This is a genomic window from Pseudoalteromonas sp. SCQQ13 (assembly GCF_015864415.1).
Lineage (GTDB): Bacteria > Pseudomonadota > Gammaproteobacteria > Enterobacterales > Alteromonadaceae > Pseudoalteromonas > Pseudoalteromonas nigrifaciens.
Genome location: NZ_JADYXG010000007.1, coordinates 86,115 through 103,584, shown reverse-complemented (window position 1 = coordinate 103,584; position 17,470 = coordinate 86,115). Strand labels below are relative to the sequence as shown.

The following is a 17,470-nucleotide window of genomic DNA, read 5'->3' as shown; positions in this document are numbered from 1 at the left end:
TGTTTACCGACTATGTTTTAGGGCGATTATTTAATGTTGGTTGATTTTGCGGCGAATGTAGGACTCTTTTGAAAGGAAGTAAAGTGATTTTTTATTAATCAATGAAAATAAATTTTTAAGTGCACAATTACGTAAAATAAGCGCACAATTGCGACGTGTTTGTGTTTTAAACGTATTAAAATTGTATGGTTTTTGTTATTTTATTTGCTTGGTTTAATGCGATAAGAGCAATAAGTTTAAGCTATTGAGCAAACCATTAGTAAGTGTTTTTAAGTTATAAACAGTTGCGGCACAACAAATAAAAGTAACAGCCTTTAAAACGATTACTTTTATGTGTTGTAAACGAGCGGTTTTAATTTATGCAGCTGAGTTAAAACTAAACGTTTGATTACTGCATTAGCAGCGCTAATTGATGATACAAACCAATACCTATTAAAACATTAAACGGAAAGGTAATACCTAAAGAGCACAGCATAGCAAGGCCAATATTCGCTTCTGGAATAGCGGCTTTTATGGCTGCAGGCGCTGCAATGTATGAGGCACTGGCAACTAGGCTCCCTAAAACTACAATTGAACCCATTTCCAGGTGTAAAAGTGTACCGACTGCTACGCCAAGCGTGCCCAAAAATAAAGGGGTAATAATAGCAAATAAAGCTAACTTCCAATGATGCCAAGGCACAGGGCGCAAAGTTTGCGCTGCGGTTAAACCCATTTCAAGTAAAAATAATGCCAGTACAACCTTAAAGCCGTTAGTTAATAAGCTGGTAACTTGGCTACCTTGTTGCGTGCCATACATTATGCCAATAATTACACCGCCAACGAGTAAAATAACGCTTTTATTGGTTAGCGCTTCGTGCCAAACCGCTTTTAAAGACAGCTTTTTAGCTGGCGCACTTTCTTTATTAAATTTTCTATATATTAGCAGGCCAACAATAATGGCCGGCAGCTCTAGCATCACTAAATACAAAGTTACTTCAGCGCCTACAACCAAACTAGACGACTCTGCGTAGGCAAGCGCAACAGCAAATGTACCCGCACTAACAGAGCCATAATGCGCCGCAATACTGGCACTATTAGCATGAGAAAGTGTAATAACGTACTTTAAAATAGGGTACAGCATTAAAGGAATAAGCCCCCCAAGCAGCATAATGGCCCCCATTTCAGGGAGTAGCTGCCAATTTAAATTACCGTGTAAAACCATACCGCCTTTTAAACCAATAGTAAGCATTAGCAGTAAGCTTAGGGTTTCGTAAGTGGCTTTGGGTATAGCAAGATCAGAGTGTATAAGTCCGGCGATTAAACCTAATATAAAAAACATAACAACAATATCGGGCACGGTGTTTCCTAGCTATAAAATTAAGTGGCGCTATTGTAGAGAAAACTTTGTATAGTAAATAATAAAATGAACAGTAGTTATATATAGATAACTATCTATGAGGTGGGTATGGATTTAAGGCATATATCGTTTAGATTACTAGAAGTATTTATGAGTGTAGTAAAAACCCGCTCGTTAAGTGAAACAGCAAGGCAGCTTTATTTAACGCAACCTACTGTTTCACTTCAAATAAAGCGCTTACAAGAAGAAATAGGAGAGCCACTAATAACTATGCAACAGCAAAAGTTACAGGTAACCGAGGCTGGCCTTGAGCTATTTAGAACCTGCAAGCAGGTGTTTGCTCATTTTGAAGATTACCAAGATTTTTTAGCCGAATTACGTGGAGGCGAGCGAGGCCGATGTAAAATTGCCATGGTAAATACGGCGCAATATATTTTACCTAAATTACTCGGCCCTTATAGTAATTTGCATCCGCATGTAGAGTTACCGCTTGAAATTGGCAATCGCGAAGAGGTATTAGCTCGCTTTGAGCGTGGAGAAGACGACATTTACGTTTTTAGCCACCCACCATCGTTAGAGCAAGCCCAAGCTGCTCGGTTTTTACATAATCCATTAGAATTTATAGTGCCTAATAATCATCCTCTATTGAATAAAAAAAACGTAACGTTGGCGGACTTAATGCCATATCGATTTTTACTGCGTGAAAATGGTTCTGCCACACGTATGCTATTTGAAAGTGAGCTACAAAGTAGGGGCTTAGTACTTAGCGACGGCGTTAAAATGGCGAGTAACGAAGCCATACGGGTTGCAGTGTCGTCGGGTATGGGTATTAGCTTGCTGTCGCATCATGTTTTACCAAAAGGTGATAATAGCTATACAAAACTGCATGTGATCGACACCGATATAGCCAGCCAATGGTACTTTGTAATGCGTACCGACAGACACATTTCGCACGCAGCGCGCAGCTTTTTAAAGTTTGCCCAAGCTAATTTAGAGCATTACCTCGATACAAAATGGGTGCGTAATGAACTCCATAGATTACATTTAGAACCTAAAACTTAAATTAAATAAGCAGTCGTTATGTTGCAATATAACTACTTATAATAGTTATATTGCTATCAATACATGGTTATAAAAACACCCATAATACTTAGCTCTAACTATTTATTATTTTGCTTTTATTTTAAATAAAGCTAAGTAAGGTTTAAGTTTAGATTTTGTTAGGGCTTTTTTACTTAGTTGGAACTAAAATTGCTGCATAGCTTGTAACGCAACAATGGATTTGAGCTAATGACAACAATAACGTTTAAAAATCAATACAGTAACTATAACTCCTCTAGTGTAACTAAAGCGGCAAGCCCAAGCGAAGTTGCGGCAATCAATCCCCCCATTGATGAAAAAGCAGGTGATGTTAAAGGCATAAACTCAGCCCCTAAAGAGCAATCATTTTTAGAAAAAGCTCAAGAAGCGCTTGTTTATCAGCGTTTAGGTGTAAATAAAGACAAAATAGACGAGCTAAAAGCGGCAATAGAGGAGCTGACTAAAGAGTTACAAGCGCAAGGCGCTGATCTTGATGTAATTGCAGATAAAATTAACGAACTTGAAAAAATGCTTGAGCAAGAATACCAACAAGGGCGCGATCGAATGGATATGAAACCTCAGCATGAGCCGGGAAAAATAATTTTTGCACTTATTTAATTTACATAATATTGAATAGTTTACATTGTTATTGTGCTTACTTTTGCTAAGGTAAAAACTTATAACAAAAATAAACAAGGATTACTAATGAAAACCCTGCAGCAGCAACTAGGTAACTACGGGCTTTATCACCGCTCAAAACGCAATGTACTCACCCACCTGTTAGGCATTCCGCTCATTGTATTTGCCGTATTGTGCTTATTGGCGCGCATTCAGATCCCGTTGGGAGGCCTTGTTATAGATGGCGGACAACTTATTGTATTTGTATCAGTTGTGTATTATTTAATGTTGAGTGTGTCGTTGGGTCTTATTATGGCTGTGCTATTAACTATATTACTTGTGGGTGCGCAACCTATTGTAGCCATGGCATTTACGCCTTGGTTAACGATTAGTGTAGGGCTGTTTGTGTTTGGTTGGATTTTACAGTTTGCTGGCCATTATTTTGAAGGTAAAAAACCCGCGTTTATAGATGATATATCGGGGCTTATTATTGGCCCTTTGTATGTAACTGCAGAGCTATTATTTATGTTGGGCTGCTATAAAAAGCTAGAGCAGCAAGTAACCGATATTGCCGGCCCAACTAAGCCATAAAAACAATAACTAACCTGCTGTAACTAAAGCATAAAAATACGGTAACAAAGTATGAATTATAATAATAAAACAGTGTGGATCACCGGTGCGTCATCGGGCATAGGTAAGGAGCTGGCAATACAGTTTGCAGAGCTAGGTGCTAGCGTTATTTTATCGGCGCGTAATGTTGAAAAACTGACAGCGCTTAAGGCTGAACTAAAAGGAGAAGGGCATTTAATATTGCCACTCGATTTAGCAAAGCCCGAAGAAGTATTAAGTAAAGTTACCGCGGCAATAAATGAGTTGCCCGCAATCGATATTTTAATTAATAACGGTGGCATATCGCAGCGTAGCTTATTTTTAGAAAACGACTTTAAAGTGTACCGCCAATTAATGGAGGTTAACTATTTTGGTTTAGTGGCATTAACTAAAGCGGTACTGCCCTCTATGGTTGCAAGAAAAAGTGGCTCGGTTGTAGCTATAAGTAGTGTGGCAGGAAAGGTAGGCTCTAAACTAAGAACCGGTTACTCAGGCACTAAATTTGCTGTGGTGGGGTTTATGGATTGCCTGCGCGCAGAAGTAAAAGAGCATAACATTCATTGTTTAACAATTTGCCCAGGTTTTATAAAAACCGCGATTGCGCACAACTCATTAAACCCGCAAGGTGTTGCACAAAATAAATCTGAGCAAGCTATAGAAAATGGCATGGATGTTAAAGTAGCCGCATCAAAAATGATTAACGCTATTAATAGCAAAAAAGATGAAGTGATTGTTGGCCAAGGCTTAAGTGGTTGGGCTCCTACCATTAAACGCTTTTTTCCGCGTTTATTTAACCGTTTAACAGCTAAAGTTAACTTTAAATAATACCAAAATTCAAGAAAGCTATAGTTGAGTATAAAAATGATAATAAAGTATATATGGCTCGGATTATTTTTTAGCGTGCTGATCTGGTCGGGCATAAACCCAAAAGATCAATTTACTTGGTTTTTAGAAGTGCTACCAGCCATTATTGGTGTGGTAATTATGCTTGGCACCTATAAACAATTTAAGTTAACCCCTATTTTATATTGGTTTATTTTAGCGCATTGTATTGTGTTGATGGTAGGCGGCCATTACACCTATGCTGAAGTACCGCTATTCGATAATTTATTTGGCAGTGGGCGAAATAACTACGACAAAGTAGGGCATTTTTTTCAGGGCTTTGTACCTGCATTATTAGCACGCGAAATTTTACTGCGTAAAAATGCAGTTAATGGCAAAGGGTGGCTCATTACGTTTATTATTTCGATATGCTTAGCCTTTAGTGCTTTTTATGAGCTACTAGAGTGGTGGGTGGCATTGTTGAGCGGCGAAAATGCCGAAGCGTTTTTAGGCACCCAAGGTTATATTTGGGATACCCAATCAGATATGGGATTAGCACTATTAGGTGCTATTTGCTCGCTGTTAGTACTTTCTAAAGTACACGACAAGCAGCTAAAACAGCCTAAAAACGATTTGTAATAATCTTTCTTCAACGCTAAGAAGTATATTACTTTTTAGCGTTTATTTTTTCTATTTCACTCCAAATTTTTTCGGCCTCGGCGCTTAACATAGCGTAGCTTTTAATATCGCCTTTACGCTGTGCCTGCATGCCTTGCTCTAATTTTGCGTCGTACTCTTTGCGTAGTTTTTTGCTTGGATCTGATTTAAATATCGAAAACATGCTTACTCTCTTAATTACTTTTAATGTATTTGCTTGATTGAGTATACATACGATGCCGCGTGGAAAATCGATTATTAAAGTATAAATTAGTCCTGCAGCTAAATATTGAATAATTACTCTAACAGGGTTGAAATCACAAATATTGAGCGTACACTTGTGCGCTGAAAGTTTGGGCGCACACGTGTAAGCCTAAAGTGTTTTGAATCGCAATAGAGAATTAAGTGCTTATGATCACGCAAATATTAGATCAATTTTCAAAATGGTTTTTACACCATCAAAGTTTTGCCAGTTATATAGAGCCAATTATGCAGATGTTTAAACCCGCATGGCGCGCAGGGCAATATAGAGCGCAAGTAGTTGCCGCAGTTACCCTTAATGGCAATTTTTTAAGTGTGCAACTTAAACCAAGTAAGCAATGGCCTAAGCATACTGCTGGGCAGCATATAAGTTTAACCCTTGAAATTAACGGGCGATTATTAACGCGTGTTTTTACTGTGGCTTCAAGCGCTCAGCAATTTAAAAATACAGGGTTAGTGCGTTTACTAATCAAAACAAATCCACAAGGGCGTTTTACAAGTTTACTAAATAACACCTTAAAAGCGGGTTTGTGGTGCAGTATTTCTGCGCCAAACGGCGACTTTGTATTTAAAAACACACATACACCGGCCACTTTTATTGCTGGTGGGTCGGGCATTACCCCCATGCTGGCTATGCTTGATGATTACCTAAGCCAAACCACGCAAAAGGTGTTGTTAGTGTATTACGCAAAAGTAACTGAGCATCAATGTGTTGATGAGCTGAGTGAACTGGCGGCGCAGTTTGCGCATTTTTCGTTTTTATTATTAACGCGCGAGCAATCAAGCGATATAACCTGCAATATTAAACCATGGGAAAACCCCGATATTTATTGCTGTGGCCCTGCAGCCTTTATGCAAACGGTGAGTGACTTTGCTAAAAAGCATGATTTAAATTACTACCAAGAGGCATTTGGTTTAGCGTTGCCAAGCTTAAAAGGCGATAGCCAATTTAATGTGAAAATTAACAGTGGCGCGCATGTGGTGTTGGGCAACGATGTTTTGCTGACTCAGTTTGAAGAAAAAAAGCTACCCGTTAAACGCGGTTGCGGCATTGGTATTTGCCATCAGTGCCAATGTATTAAAAAGTCAGGCGTGGTACGCAATTTAAAAACCGGTGAATTAAGTGATAGCGGCGAGCAGTTAATTCAACTTTGCGTAAGCCAAGCGGTAAGTGATTTGGAGCTACAATTATGAAAACCATTAACTTTGAGCAATTAGAAAAAGAATTAAATGCCATAAAAATGGATACCCTTGGCAAAGTAGGCCAGCAAGATGCTGATTATATTCGCGCTGTTGTACGTAAACAGCGAGTATGCGAATGGAGCGGGCGTATTTTACTTATGCTTGGTTTTATTGTGCCATTACTGTGGGTTGTGGGTGTGCTGTTACTCGCCCTTGCTAAAATTTTAGATAATATGGAAATTGGCCACAATGTAATGCATGGCCAGTACGATTGGATGAACGACAAGCAACTTAATTCACAAAACTATGAATGGGACATAGCCTGCGATGGACAAAGTTGGCACCGAGTGCATAACTTTGAGCACCACACATACACCAATATTATAGGTAAAGACCGCGATTTTGGTTATGGCTTATTAAGGTTAAGTGACGATTTTAAATGGCGTTTAAAAAACACGTGGCAATTTATAACCTATTTAAATTTAAGTGTGTTGTTTCAATGGGGAGTGTCGTATCACGAACTGGCAGGCGAGCGCGTGTTTATAGGTAAAAAGAAGCCACACCGCGATGGTGCCGTATTGCATAGCACCTTAAAACAGCGCTTTTTTAGTAAAGGCGCGCGCCAATTAATTAAAGATTATGTGATATTTCCGTTACTTGCTGGGCCATTATTTTTGTGGGTATTAGCGGGTAACTTAGTAGCAAATTTAATTCGTAACTTATGGACGTCGACCATTATATTTTGTGGTCACTTTACTGAGCAAACCGAAACCTTTAAAGAACAAGACTGTGTAAACGAAAGCCAAGGGCAGTGGTATTACCGCCAAGTATTGGGCTCGTCAAATATTAAAGGGCCGCGTTGGTTTCATGTATTAACCGGGCATTTGAGTTTTCAAATTGAGCATCACTTATTTCCAGATATGCCTTCGTCGCGTTATCAAGAAGTGGCACCGCAAGTACAAGCAGTATTGCAAAAACAAGGCATTGCCTACAATACGGGAGGGTTTTTTAGTCAATATGCCTCGGTGTTAAAGCGTATATTTCGGTATTCTTTTAAATAATGATTAATAAAGTAGCTGTAACGGTAATGCCTGCATTAAATAATCGGTTAGCGTAAAGGCGTTAGCTGATTATTGCATTAAAGTGTTGTAAATGGCTTTTTTGATTAAATAACCACCACTACATGCAAAAAACTCTTCTAATTAATTTAAAAACAGGCTGTTTTGCTATGGTTAAGTAGTAGTTGGTTGTCATACAATGGAGAAAAATAGACCACACAAGAGAGATTAAAATGGCCGCATTTGGTACTGTGTTTATGCCGCAGATGATTCAAGCTCGTTTTTCTGATAATAAATGGAGCGAAAGCTCAATTGTCCCTTCTGATAAGCTTGAACTGCATCCTGGCGCTCACGTTTTACATTATTCAAGCACATGTTTTGAAGGCTTAAAAGCCTTTCGCCATGAAGATGGCTCAGTCTATATTTTTAGAATGGATGCAAACATTGCGCGCATGCAGCAGAGTTCTGAATTGCTTAGTTTACCAAGTGTTGATGGCGAGATGCTAAAAACCATGATTATTGATATTGTGCGCCAATATGCAGATGAAACGCCTTTACCACCGGGCTCTATGTATATTCGCCCAACGCATATTGGTACTGAGGCCGCAATTGGTAAAGCCGCTGCGCCTTCAATGAGCTCATTGCTATATACCTTGTTATCGCCAGTAGGTGATTACTTTAGTGGCGGTGCAACGGCACTGCGCGTATTACTTGAAGAAGATGGTATGCGCTGTGCGCCGCACATGGGCATGATAAAAAGTGGTGGCAACTACGCCAGTGCACTAGGACCAATTTCAGCAGCACGTACTAAGCATCAGGCTGATCAAATTTTATTTTGTCCAGGTGGCGACGTACAAGAAACCGGTGCAGCTAACTTTATTTTAATTGATGGCAACGAAATTATTACTAAAGCGCTCGATAGCACATTTTTACATGGTGTTACCCGTAATAGTATTTTAACCATAGCTAAAGACTTAGGTATGACGGTAAGCGAGCGTAACTTTAGTGTTACTGAGCTTTTAGAGCGCGCAGCTAAACCGGGCACTGAAGCAGCACTTTCGGGTACTGCGGCAGTATTAACACCAGTGGGCACGTTTATTCATAATGATAAAGAATACCAAGTTGGTAACGGCGAAGCTGGCCCAACTACGGCGCGCCTGCGCCAAGCATTGAACGATATTCAATGGGGTAAAACTGCAGATACACACGGTTGGTTAACTAAAATTTAGTTTTTAATTTAACCCACTAAAAAGCCACCTAATTAACTTTAATTAGGTGGCTTTTGTATTTTTGCTATTTAATTAGCGCTTAGGTTAAATAGCTTTAAACCTTAGCGGATTAAAATCTCATTTCTATTTTGCCGTAAACGTAGCGGCCATTAAAACCAAATGGCGAAAAGCTTGAGTACGAAAATAAACGTGAGAATGTAGTTACGTCATCAACTAGGTCGCGGGTTGGATCTGGGTATACATCAAAAATATTATTAGCACCTAAGCTTACCGATACATTGTCAGTTACTGCGTAGGCTACATCTAAATCGGTGATCCATTTAGGTTTTAAAACTTCGTTACGCTGTGCAATATCCGATGGATCTTGGGTTTCGCCGTAGCGAGTATTTCGTAAGGTGGCGCGCCAATCATCCATAGTCCAAACCGCGCTTAAGTTATATTTATTACGCGGGGTACTTACTTCAAAGCGACGTAGTTCGTTACCAGAAAATAAGTTGTCTTGATCAAACCCAGCGCCTTGCAGCTCTGCAGGTGGGGCAATAATGTCTGTTACTTGGTTTTTGCCATAGTTAAAGCCTAAATTAAATGCTACATCGCCGTAGTTATCTGTAATTAGGTTATATGATGCAACCACATCAACACCGCGAGTTTTACTATCAATAGCGTTTAAGAAAAATCGTCCTTGATTAGCCCCTGTACCTTCGAGTAAATCGGCAATAGCAGCGCCAGATAAGTTATTCGACAGTACAATACGGTCATCAATAAGTATTTGATAGTAATCTACCGATAAGCTGAAATTAAAGTCGGTTGACCAAGTAAAGCCTATTCCATAGTTGGTGGCTTCTTCGGCATCTAGGCCAGGTGATCCGAGTGCTTTTGCAACGTTACTGCTGGGTGCAAAAGTACCGGTTTGTGTGGGTTCACCATCAACAAATACAGTAGCAACTGAAGTAAAATGTTGTTGCTGTAGCGAAGGCGCTCTAAAACCGGTTGATACTGAGGCGCGCAGCGCTAAATCTTCGGTTAGTGTATAACGTGTGGCAATTTTACCGTTTAAGGTATCACCAAAGTCAGAGTAATCTTCGTAACGCGCTGCAACGGTTAAGTTCCAGTTGTCGGTAATGTAGGCTTCTAAATCTACGTATAAGCTTACATTATGGCGGCTGTTATCGCTTGCCGATTCAGGGGTAAAACCAGGGAACACTTGCGAGCCTGCTGAACCAAATGGGCCGTTCACTGGATCGGTTACTGCACCACCAGGGCCAAATGTGCCTTGGGCATAAGAGGCTTCTTCGCCTGCTTGAATTTCGTAGCCTTCGCGGCGGTACTCAGCACCTACAGCAATGTTTAAGCCGCTGGCTAAAAAGTCGACATCAACCTCGCGGCTAAAATCAACATTAAGCGTAAGTTGGTCGTAGGTAAGTGTACCGGCATCAAAACGTGTTTGGCTGCTTGGCCCATACGAGGTATTTACGCTATCTATTACACCAAATTCAAAGTCATCTAGCCCGTATACGGCAGATACATCGTAATTCCACTCACTCACAAAGCCTTTAACACCCAATGCGAGAGAAAAGTCATTTATATCAGAGGTGATAACCGGTAAAAAGCCGTCGGGGTAAATTTCGGTGACGTTACGATCATCTTGCGCGCGGCGGTAAAAACCTCCACCTTCGCCTTCACGTTTACTATAAGAGCCAAAAGAATACAGTTCAGCGTTATTTGTTAGCTCATATCCTGCGTTATAAAAAACAGAAAAGTCTTCTACATTACCATTACCAAAATTATGATTGTAGCGATCCCAGGTTAACTCGCGTGGATCGAGTGCGCCATTTACGGAGCCATCATCTAAACGAGCGTAGTTTTCACGTTGGTCGTAGTCAGAGCGATTGGTTGAATGACGATCGCGATATTCGGTAGATATATTTAAAAAACCGTTATCGCCTAGCTCAAATCCCATATTGCCTTGCAGTGTTAACGTTTGACCATCGGTTAATGAACGGTCGCTCCCTTCGTTGAAGGCTAAATTACCATTGGCATCTTCTGATACCGATTTAAGTTCAGGCACGCCATCCATTTCGGTCATGTTTGCGCCATATATAGCCGATACAGAACCGCCACTACTGGCACTTTTAAGTACAATATTAATAACACCGGCTATTGCGTCGGATCCATATTGTGCAGCAGCGCCATCACGCAGTACCTCAATTCGGGCAATAGCATTGGCCGGAATAGCATTTAAATCAACCGATGATGAGCCTCGACCCGTTGAGCCATTTAAATTAAGTAGCGCATTACTATGACGGCGCTTACCATTAACAAGCACTAAGGTATGATCGGGTGCTAAACCACGCAGTTGAGCTGGGCGTACATGGTCACTACCATCGGTAAGTGATGCTTGCGGAAAGTTAAAGCTAGGCAGTAAGCTACTAAGCAGGGCGTTGGTTTCGGTTTGGCCTGAGTTTTTAAGCGAATCGGCACCAATAATATCAATTGGAACTGGGCTGTCCTCTACAGTTCGGCCTAGTCGGCGCGAGCCAATAACACTAATTTGTTCAATATTTGCCTCGGCTTGGGTGTCTTGCTCAGCAGCAGATGCGTACATAGAGCCCAGTAATGCCGCCGATACGCTTAGCGCGCACACAGTGAGTGGCGTTGATTTTTGCAGTTTTAATAATAATTTATTATTCATGTTGATTCCCTCATTCAAAAACGCAGTAAATTAGTTCAGTTAAATTTGCAGTAACAATTGAGCTAATTAAAATTACAGCTTTTAACATATACCCAAGCAGCAAAGGCAGTCAATTGAATAACATTCAATAAACATAATGTTTACTTTAAAGTGAGGGGTTAATAATAGAAATTTATTTTATTAGCTATAACTCACTACATTGTTTACTAGATATAACTCACCACTTTATTTTTCCAATGAGCATATCTTTAAACATAACCCAGTCGCCCCACAAACTGTAAAAAGGGTGCTTGAAGGTAGCGGGTCTGTTTTTTTCAAAAAAGAAATGCCCAACCCAGGCAAAACCATAGCCAATTACAGGTAACAACCACAATAAAGGGTATTGCGATTTAAGCACCGCTACGCCAATAACAAAAAGTACTAAAGTGCTGCCAATAAAGTGCAAGCGTCGGCACGTAATATTGCGATGCTCTGTTAAGTAGTAGGGGTAAAATGCTTTAAAGCTATTAAATTTAGGGCTGGGCATGTACTGCTCTTATTTATTAATGCTGTGTAATCTTATTAAAGCCTAAATTTACACTTGTTTACAGCGACAAGTGGTATTGAACGTATCTAGGTAGACAAACTTGCTTAAAGTTAATAACTTAGGCCTACTATTAAAAATCAATAATAATGGAACGATAAATGTTTAAACAAACCCTAGCATGTGCTGTTCTTGTAGCACTTAGTGGCTGTTCAGAGCCAACAAATACCGCAACTAATAAAGAAGTTAAAGCACCTATGAGCCAAGCAAATTCAGTGAGCTACCCAGTAACTAAAAAGGGTGTGGTAGTAGATAGCTACTTTGGCGAAACACTGGCCGACCCATATCGCTGGTTAGAAGATGATATGAGCGCAGAGACTGCCAGCTGGGTTAAAGCACAAAACAAGGTAACCTTTTCGTATTTAGAGCAAATTCCTTATCGCGATAAGTTAAGGCAACGTCTTGAAAAGTTAATGAACTACGAAAAAATAGGCGCTCCCTTTACCGAGGGCGATTACACCTACTTTTATAAAAACGATGGCCTGCAAAACCAGTATGTTTTATATCGCAGTAAAGAGGGTGGTGACGTTGAGGTGTTTTTAGATCCAAACACGTTTAGCGACGATGGCACTACGTCTATGTCGGGGTTGTCGTTTTCAAAAGATGGCTCATTACTCGCGTATCAAATATCGGAAGGCGGCAGTGATTGGCGCAAAATTATTATTATAGACACGCAAACTAAAGAGCAAGTGGAGCAGGCTTTAGTTGATGTGAAATTTAGTGGCATAGACTGGTTAGGCAACGAGGGTTTTTACTATTCTAGCTACGATAAACCTGAAGGCAGTGAGTTGTCGGCTAAAACCGATCAGCATAAAGTGTACTATCACACCTTAGGATCTGATCAAGCAACCGATAAACTGGTATTTGGCGCAACCGATGAGCAAAAACATCGTTATGTAGGAGCAGATGTAACGCATGATGGCCGTTATTTACTTATTTCGGCTAGTACTTCTACTTCGGGTAATAAGCTATTTATTAAAGACTTAACTCAAAAAAATAGCGAGTTTGTGACTATTGTAGGAAACACAGACTCAGATACATCGGTTATTGATAACGAAGGCAGTAAGCTGTTTTTAGTGACTAACTTAAATGCCCCAAATCAAAAAGTAGTAACGGTAGATGCAGCTGATCCTGGTCCGCAAAACTGGCAGGACTTTATTCCCGAAACCGAAAATGTATTAAAGCTTACTAAAGGCGGTGATACCTTTTTTGCAAATTACATGGTTGATGCTATTTCAAAAGTGAAACAGTACAACAAAAAGGGAGAGCTAATTCGCGATATTACCTTGCCGGGTGTGGGCACAGCGGGTGGCTTTAGTGGCAAAAAAGAGCAAACAACGCTGTATTACTCTTTTACCAATTACAAAACCCCAGGAACGACCTATACGTTTGATGTAACTACAGGGGAGTCGGGTGTTTATCGTAAATCTGGCGTTGATTTTAATAGTGACGATTACACCTCTGAGCAAGTGTTTTATAACTCAAAAGACGGCACTAAAGTACCTATGATAATTACCTACAAAAACGGTATAAAGTTAGATGGTTCAAACCCAACTATTTTATACGGTTATGGCGGGTTTAATATTAGCTTAACGCCAAGCTTTAGCCCAACTACTGCCGCGTGGCTTGAACAAGGCGGCGTGTATGCGGTGGCCAATATTCGCGGTGGTGGTGAGTATGGGAAAGAGTGGCACAATGCAGGCACTAAATTACAAAAACAAAATGTATTTGATGATTTTATTGCCGCAGCTGAGTATTTACAAAGCAAAAAGTACACATCTAAACAGCGTTTAGCTCTGCGTGGTGGCTCAAATGGTGGCTTATTGGTAGGCGCAGTTATGACCCAGCGACCTGATTTATTTCAAGTGGCGCTGCCGGCTGTAGGCGTACTCGATATGCTGCGTTACCATACATTTACTGCAGGCGCAGGCTGGGCGTACGATTATGGAACCAGTGAGCAAAGCAAAGAAATGTTTACTTACATAAAAAACTACTCACCGCTGCATAATGTAAAAGCGGGCATAGAATACCCTGCAACTATGATAACAACAGGGGATCATGACGATAGAGTAGTGCCTTCGCACTCATTTAAATTTGCTGCGCAGTTACAAGCTAAACAAGCCGGTGCAAACCCTACGCTTATTCGTATTGAAACAAACGCCGGACATGGTGCAGGCACACCAACGAGTAAAATTATTGATTTGTACGCGGATATGTATGGCTTTACGCTTTATAACATGGGAGTTAAGTCACTTTAATTACGACCTTTTAAAAGTGAAGTAACCACAAAAAAACCGAGTAAATTAACTTACTCGGTTTTTTATTAATCGTTTATAAGCCACTCATTATTGAACGGGTGAAAACAGCCGTTGATAGGTTTTATAGGCGTATTCATCACTCATACCACTGAGGTAATCGCAAATAATACGCATACCTTGGTTTTGTTTTTGCGCCTCTATGTACTGGGCTTGCGTGGTTTCGGGTAATAACCGCAGCGGATCGCTGGCAAAAGCGGTAAATAATTCAATCAGTAGGTTTTGCCCTTTAAACTCAATTTGTTGCATTTTAGGGTTGCGAATTAAGCGCTGAAACACAAAGTGTTTAAGTATTTGCAGTACACTCTCGTACTGAGTTTCTAGCTTGGCTGTGTATTTTAAAATAGGGCATTCGAACGCTTCGTTTTGCACATCTAAATGAATATGAATGATAAAGGTATTAACCAGTTCGCCTATGGCATCTTTGCGCTCAAAATCATGCTTTGAAAACAGTCGAAAAGTGAGTGATTCAAGCATATCGTTTAACCAGCTAAAGTTAAGCGCCTGCAGTTGTGGTAAAGCATGGGTTTGCCAATCATCAAGAGTAAGTACTTTGGTGGCTATGGCATCTTCTAGGTCGTGTACCGCATAGGCTATATCGTCGGCGTGCTCCATTATGGCGCTATCGAGCGACTTATAGCTGGTTTTAGCGCGGTACTTATCTATTGCCGTGTGGTTACTTAACAAGCTTTTATCGTTTTGACTCAAGGGCTCTACTATCCAATTGAATATAGCCGCATCGTCGTTATATAAGCCTTTAGCTGGTCGCCAATCGTCTGCTTTAATAAATGCACGCTCAGGGTTTGCTTTAGGGATAGTGTGCCAAAGCTTATTTATAAATGCAGGGTATTTTATAAAGCCCAATAAGGTGCGGCGGGTAAGGTTCATACCATGGCCGTCGCTGTATGGTTCAAGCTTGGCAACAATACGCAGCGTTTGCGCGTTGCCTTCAAAACCACCGTGATCGCGCATCATATAATTAAGTGCAATTTCGCCGCCATGACCAAACGGCGGGTGGCCAATGTCGTGGGCTAAGCATAGGGTTTCTAGTAATCCGGTTGACGGAAAATGGCTAAAGTCGCTGTGTTGTACTTTTAAATGGCGCAGTATGCCGGTGCCAATTTGCGACACTTCTAATGAGTGAGTAAGGCGAGTGCGGTAAAAGTCGTTTAAGCCAATACCCATAATTTGGGTTTTAGCTTGCAGACGCCTAAACGCAGCAGCATGAATAATACGTGAGCGATCAACCTGCCACGGTGAGCGATTATCATTAGGGCGGTGTTTATATTGTTCTATAATTCGGCTTTGCCACTGTTTGTCCATACTACTGACTCGTAATTAGTTAATAACGTTAGAATATACCCATGAACTATAAATTGCGAGTGCACACGTTGTACGGTATTTGCGCAGTTAGTGAAAGTTCGCCTTTATAAAGTGGCTTAGGTATAATAACGCTTCGTATGTATGTGCATTACCCATACATAATTTAAAGTTTTATTGAGAGAGTACATGTTAAAAAACATTATAAAGTTTATATTAGCCGCACTTTTTATTTGGGCACTGGCGTTTCCTTTTTTACAAAGTGACGAGAGTGGTTCAGATGAACAAACAAGTTCAGAGCAATCTAAAAAGCAAAAGAAAAAAGAAAAACCGCTGCACAGTGTAACGCTACCAAAGTTTTCTGAGTTTGCGGATGTAAAAGATAAAAAGCGGGCATTTTTTAACTTTATTAAACCGCATGTAGAAGCCGAAAATAAAAAGATTTTACAACAACGCGCTAATTTAGAAATTGCTCGAATGATGCTTGAAAACGACTTACCGTTAGATGAAAAACAAAGCAATGATATTGTTAAAATATTAAAGTCGTACGACCTACCCACAACAATAGATAGCTTTACGCTTAAACAAGCACTTCGCCGTGTAGACGTGATCCCTAAAGAACTAGCCCTAATGCAAGCTGCTAATGAGTCTGCGTGGGGAACATCGCGATTTGCACGTATTGGCCTGAACTTTTTTGGCCAGTGGTGTTATTCAAAAGGCTGCGGTATGGTCCCTGGTAGACGCGATACCGGTGCTGCACATGAAGTGGCTGCGTTTAAGTCGGTGCGTGCTGCGGTTAGTTCTTACTTTAAAAATATAAACACCCATAATGCTTATAAAGAGCTGCGATCTATTCGCGAAAACCTACGCTTAGAACAACAACCCATAGCAGCAACATTATTAACTCAGGGTTTAATGTCGTATTCAGAGCGTGGTGAAGCGTATATAGAAGAGCTAAACACTATGATTAACCAAAATAGAGCCTACTTTGATGAATAAAAGTGTATTAAATATAATGACAGCACTGTCGTTAACACTACTGAGTGTTACCGCATTAAATGCCTCTGCTAGAGAGTTTGTAATGTCGTACGATGGCTTTTACGATCGCTTAAAAGTGGTTAATAAAGGTGATTTTCAATATGCGCGAGTTAATTTTTATATTAGCGATATTGGCACTAACGAAGCCTGTGCAATTAAAAGTGGCACAATTTTAACCGAAAATAACGAATACCCGCTCAATTACACCGAACAAGCGCAATTATTACTGCCTTTTGATAAGCAACTTGATACAGATAAAGCGGTTATTGTGGTGCAACCGCAAAATCCGGTACATGACTGTCAGTTAAAATTACAAATAGAAGCGAATGAACTTGAAGGTTTAAGCTTTACTAAACAGTCGTTATTTACTATACACACTGAACTTGACGAACTGTTGGCTGATTTATCGGGATTTTTTGTTAGCAAATTAATGTGGTTTTTATTACCAGAACAAAAAGGCGTAGTTGTTACCTTTAAAAAGCCAATGCATTTTGATGATGAAAGCATTGAGTGTAAAAAATCAGTGTGCTATTTCGCTGTTGCAGACAATTGGCAAGACGATACCAAAGAATTAGCTGATATAGCAGATGTTATAAAAGTAACACCTTGGATAACTAAATAAATATAATTTTATAAAAAATTATTTAAAGCGGCTTTTGCCGCTTTTTTA

At 40.2% G+C, this 17,470-nt stretch carries 16 protein-coding genes; 11 read left to right on the top strand and 5 right to left on the bottom strand.

Annotation, left to right across the window (positions count from 1 at the left end):
• Positions 1–388: 388 nt before the first annotated feature.
• Positions 389–1,336 carry a sodium-dependent bicarbonate transport family permease gene (locus I6F41_RS07645; RefSeq protein ID WP_011327943.1) on the bottom strand — a complete coding sequence of 316 codons (948 nt, stop codon included), beginning with the start codon at positions 1,334–1,336 and terminating at the stop codon, positions 389–391.
• A gap of 108 nt (positions 1,337–1,444) precedes the next feature.
• On the opposite strand from I6F41_RS07645, the gene I6F41_RS07640 reads away from it, so the two are divergent.
• The 5 genes from I6F41_RS07640 to I6F41_RS07620 all read left to right on the top strand — a co-directional run bounded on the left by I6F41_RS07640 (position 1,445) and on the right by I6F41_RS07620 (position 5,104).
• The gene (locus tag I6F41_RS07640; RefSeq protein ID WP_089368156.1) at positions 1,445–2,398 is read left to right on the top strand and encodes a LysR substrate-binding domain-containing protein; all 954 of its coding nucleotides are present in this window, start codon (positions 1,445–1,447) and stop codon (positions 2,396–2,398) included.
• A gap of 228 nt (positions 2,399–2,626) precedes the next feature.
• Positions 2,627–3,034 (top strand): hypothetical protein, encoded by a 408-nt coding sequence (locus I6F41_RS07635; RefSeq protein WP_086994199.1) that lies wholly within the window; start codon positions 2,627–2,629, stop codon positions 3,032–3,034.
• Between the two features lie 87 nt (positions 3,035–3,121).
• On the top strand, positions 3,122–3,625 hold the full coding sequence (locus I6F41_RS07630) for an Mpo1 family 2-hydroxy fatty acid dioxygenase (protein ID WP_182683255.1): 504 nt from the start codon (positions 3,122–3,124) through the stop codon (positions 3,623–3,625).
• Positions 3,626–3,676: 51 nt separating this feature from the next.
• Positions 3,677–4,468: an SDR family oxidoreductase gene (locus I6F41_RS07625; protein WP_089368159.1), complete on the top strand. Its 792-nt coding sequence runs from the start codon at positions 3,677–3,679 to the stop codon at positions 4,466–4,468.
• A gap of 42 nt (positions 4,469–4,510) precedes the next feature.
• The gene (locus I6F41_RS07620) at positions 4,511–5,104 is read left to right on the top strand and encodes a DUF2238 domain-containing protein (RefSeq protein WP_182683338.1); all 594 of its coding nucleotides are present in this window, start codon (positions 4,511–4,513) and stop codon (positions 5,102–5,104) included.
• Between the two features lie 28 nt (positions 5,105–5,132).
• On the opposite strand, the gene I6F41_RS07615 is transcribed toward I6F41_RS07620, so the two are convergent.
• Complete coding sequence (locus I6F41_RS07615; RefSeq protein WP_182683256.1) at positions 5,133–5,306, bottom strand: DUF6435 family protein; 174 nt, start codon at positions 5,304–5,306, stop codon at positions 5,133–5,135.
• A gap of 227 nt (positions 5,307–5,533) precedes the next feature.
• On the opposite strand from I6F41_RS07615, the gene I6F41_RS07610 reads away from it, so the two are divergent.
• The 3 genes from I6F41_RS07610 to I6F41_RS07600 all read left to right on the top strand — a co-directional run bounded on the left by I6F41_RS07610 (position 5,534) and on the right by I6F41_RS07600 (position 8,852).
• The gene (locus I6F41_RS07610) at positions 5,534–6,577 is read left to right on the top strand and encodes a flavin reductase family protein (protein ID WP_197108061.1); all 1,044 of its coding nucleotides are present in this window, start codon (positions 5,534–5,536) and stop codon (positions 6,575–6,577) included.
• A complete protein-coding gene (locus I6F41_RS07605; RefSeq protein WP_182677056.1) occupies positions 6,574–7,626 on the top strand; it encodes a fatty acid desaturase family protein in 1,053 nt (350 codons plus the stop codon). The genes I6F41_RS07610 and I6F41_RS07605 overlap by 4 nt, the downstream gene beginning before the upstream one ends.
• Before the next feature lie 224 nt (positions 7,627–7,850).
• Positions 7,851–8,852 carry a branched-chain amino acid aminotransferase gene (locus I6F41_RS07600; protein ID WP_254910712.1) on the top strand — a complete coding sequence of 334 codons (1,002 nt, stop codon included), beginning with the start codon at positions 7,851–7,853 and terminating at the stop codon, positions 8,850–8,852.
• 109 nt (positions 8,853–8,961) lie between these two features.
• Here I6F41_RS07600 and I6F41_RS07595 read toward each other — a convergent pair whose 3' ends face one another.
• Both I6F41_RS07595 and I6F41_RS07590 read right to left on the bottom strand, forming a co-directional pair.
• Complete coding sequence (locus I6F41_RS07595; protein WP_011327954.1) at positions 8,962–11,544, bottom strand: TonB-dependent receptor plug domain-containing protein; 2,583 nt, start codon at positions 11,542–11,544, stop codon at positions 8,962–8,964.
• A gap of 217 nt (positions 11,545–11,761) precedes the next feature.
• Positions 11,762–12,070, bottom strand: coding sequence for a DUF962 domain-containing protein (locus I6F41_RS07590; protein ID WP_011327955.1), 309 nt, complete (start codon positions 12,068–12,070; stop codon positions 11,762–11,764).
• A gap of 158 nt (positions 12,071–12,228) precedes the next feature.
• Here I6F41_RS07590 and I6F41_RS07585 point away from each other — a divergent pair, with 158 nt between their 5' ends.
• The gene (locus tag I6F41_RS07585) at positions 12,229–14,385 is read left to right on the top strand and encodes a prolyl oligopeptidase family serine peptidase (RefSeq protein ID WP_197108060.1); all 2,157 of its coding nucleotides are present in this window, start codon (positions 12,229–12,231) and stop codon (positions 14,383–14,385) included.
• Positions 14,386–14,472: 87 nt separating this feature from the next.
• Here the strand turns inward: I6F41_RS07585 and I6F41_RS07580 are convergent, their stop codons facing one another.
• Positions 14,473–15,765 carry an anti-phage deoxyguanosine triphosphatase gene (locus I6F41_RS07580; protein ID WP_197108059.1) on the bottom strand — a complete coding sequence of 431 codons (1,293 nt, stop codon included), beginning with the start codon at positions 15,763–15,765 and terminating at the stop codon, positions 14,473–14,475.
• Positions 15,766–15,951: 186 nt separating this feature from the next.
• Here I6F41_RS07580 and I6F41_RS07575 point away from each other — a divergent pair, with 186 nt between their 5' ends.
• Together I6F41_RS07575 and I6F41_RS07570 are read left to right on the top strand one after the other, a co-directional pair.
• Positions 15,952–16,761 carry a glucosaminidase domain-containing protein gene (locus I6F41_RS07575; RefSeq protein WP_089368164.1) on the top strand — a complete coding sequence of 270 codons (810 nt, stop codon included), beginning with the start codon at positions 15,952–15,954 and terminating at the stop codon, positions 16,759–16,761.
• Positions 16,754–17,422, top strand: a complete 669-nt coding sequence (locus I6F41_RS07570) for a DUF2987 domain-containing protein (RefSeq protein ID WP_041454402.1) — start codon at positions 16,754–16,756, stop codon at positions 17,420–17,422. The genes I6F41_RS07575 and I6F41_RS07570 overlap by 8 nt, the downstream gene beginning before the upstream one ends.
• Positions 17,423–17,470 lie beyond the last annotated feature (48 nt).

Excerpts from the sequence above, each read along its gene's own strand:
- I6F41_RS07640 (WP_089368156.1), top strand. The coding sequence starts at position 1,445 with ATGGATTTAAGGCATATATCGTTTAGATTACTAGAAGTATTTATGAGT.
- I6F41_RS07635 (WP_086994199.1), top strand. The coding sequence starts at position 2,627 with ATGACAACAATAACGTTTAAAAATCAATACAGTAACTATAACTCCTCT.
- I6F41_RS07630 (WP_182683255.1), top strand. The coding sequence starts at position 3,122 with ATGAAAACCCTGCAGCAGCAACTAGGTAACTACGGGCTTTATCACCGC.
- I6F41_RS07625 (WP_089368159.1), top strand. The coding sequence starts at position 3,677 with ATGAATTATAATAATAAAACAGTGTGGATCACCGGTGCGTCATCGGGC.
- I6F41_RS07615 (WP_182683256.1), bottom strand. The coding sequence starts at position 5,306 with ATGTTTTCGATATTTAAATCAGATCCAAGCAAAAAACTACGCAAAGAG.
- I6F41_RS07610 (WP_197108061.1), top strand. The coding sequence starts at position 5,534 with ATGATCACGCAAATATTAGATCAATTTTCAAAATGGTTTTTACACCAT.
- I6F41_RS07605 (WP_182677056.1), top strand. The coding sequence starts at position 6,574 with ATGAAAACCATTAACTTTGAGCAATTAGAAAAAGAATTAAATGCCATA.
- I6F41_RS07595 (WP_011327954.1), bottom strand. The coding sequence starts at position 11,544 with ATGAATAATAAATTATTATTAAAACTGCAAAAATCAACGCCACTCACT.
- I6F41_RS07590 (WP_011327955.1), bottom strand. The coding sequence starts at position 12,070 with ATGCCCAGCCCTAAATTTAATAGCTTTAAAGCATTTTACCCCTACTAC.
- I6F41_RS07585 (WP_197108060.1), top strand. The coding sequence starts at position 12,229 with ATGTTTAAACAAACCCTAGCATGTGCTGTTCTTGTAGCACTTAGTGGC.
- I6F41_RS07580 (WP_197108059.1), bottom strand. The coding sequence starts at position 15,765 with ATGGACAAACAGTGGCAAAGCCGAATTATAGAACAATATAAACACCGC.
- I6F41_RS07575 (WP_089368164.1), top strand. The coding sequence starts at position 15,952 with ATGTTAAAAAACATTATAAAGTTTATATTAGCCGCACTTTTTATTTGG.
- I6F41_RS07570 (WP_041454402.1), top strand. The coding sequence starts at position 16,754 with ATGAATAAAAGTGTATTAAATATAATGACAGCACTGTCGTTAACACTA.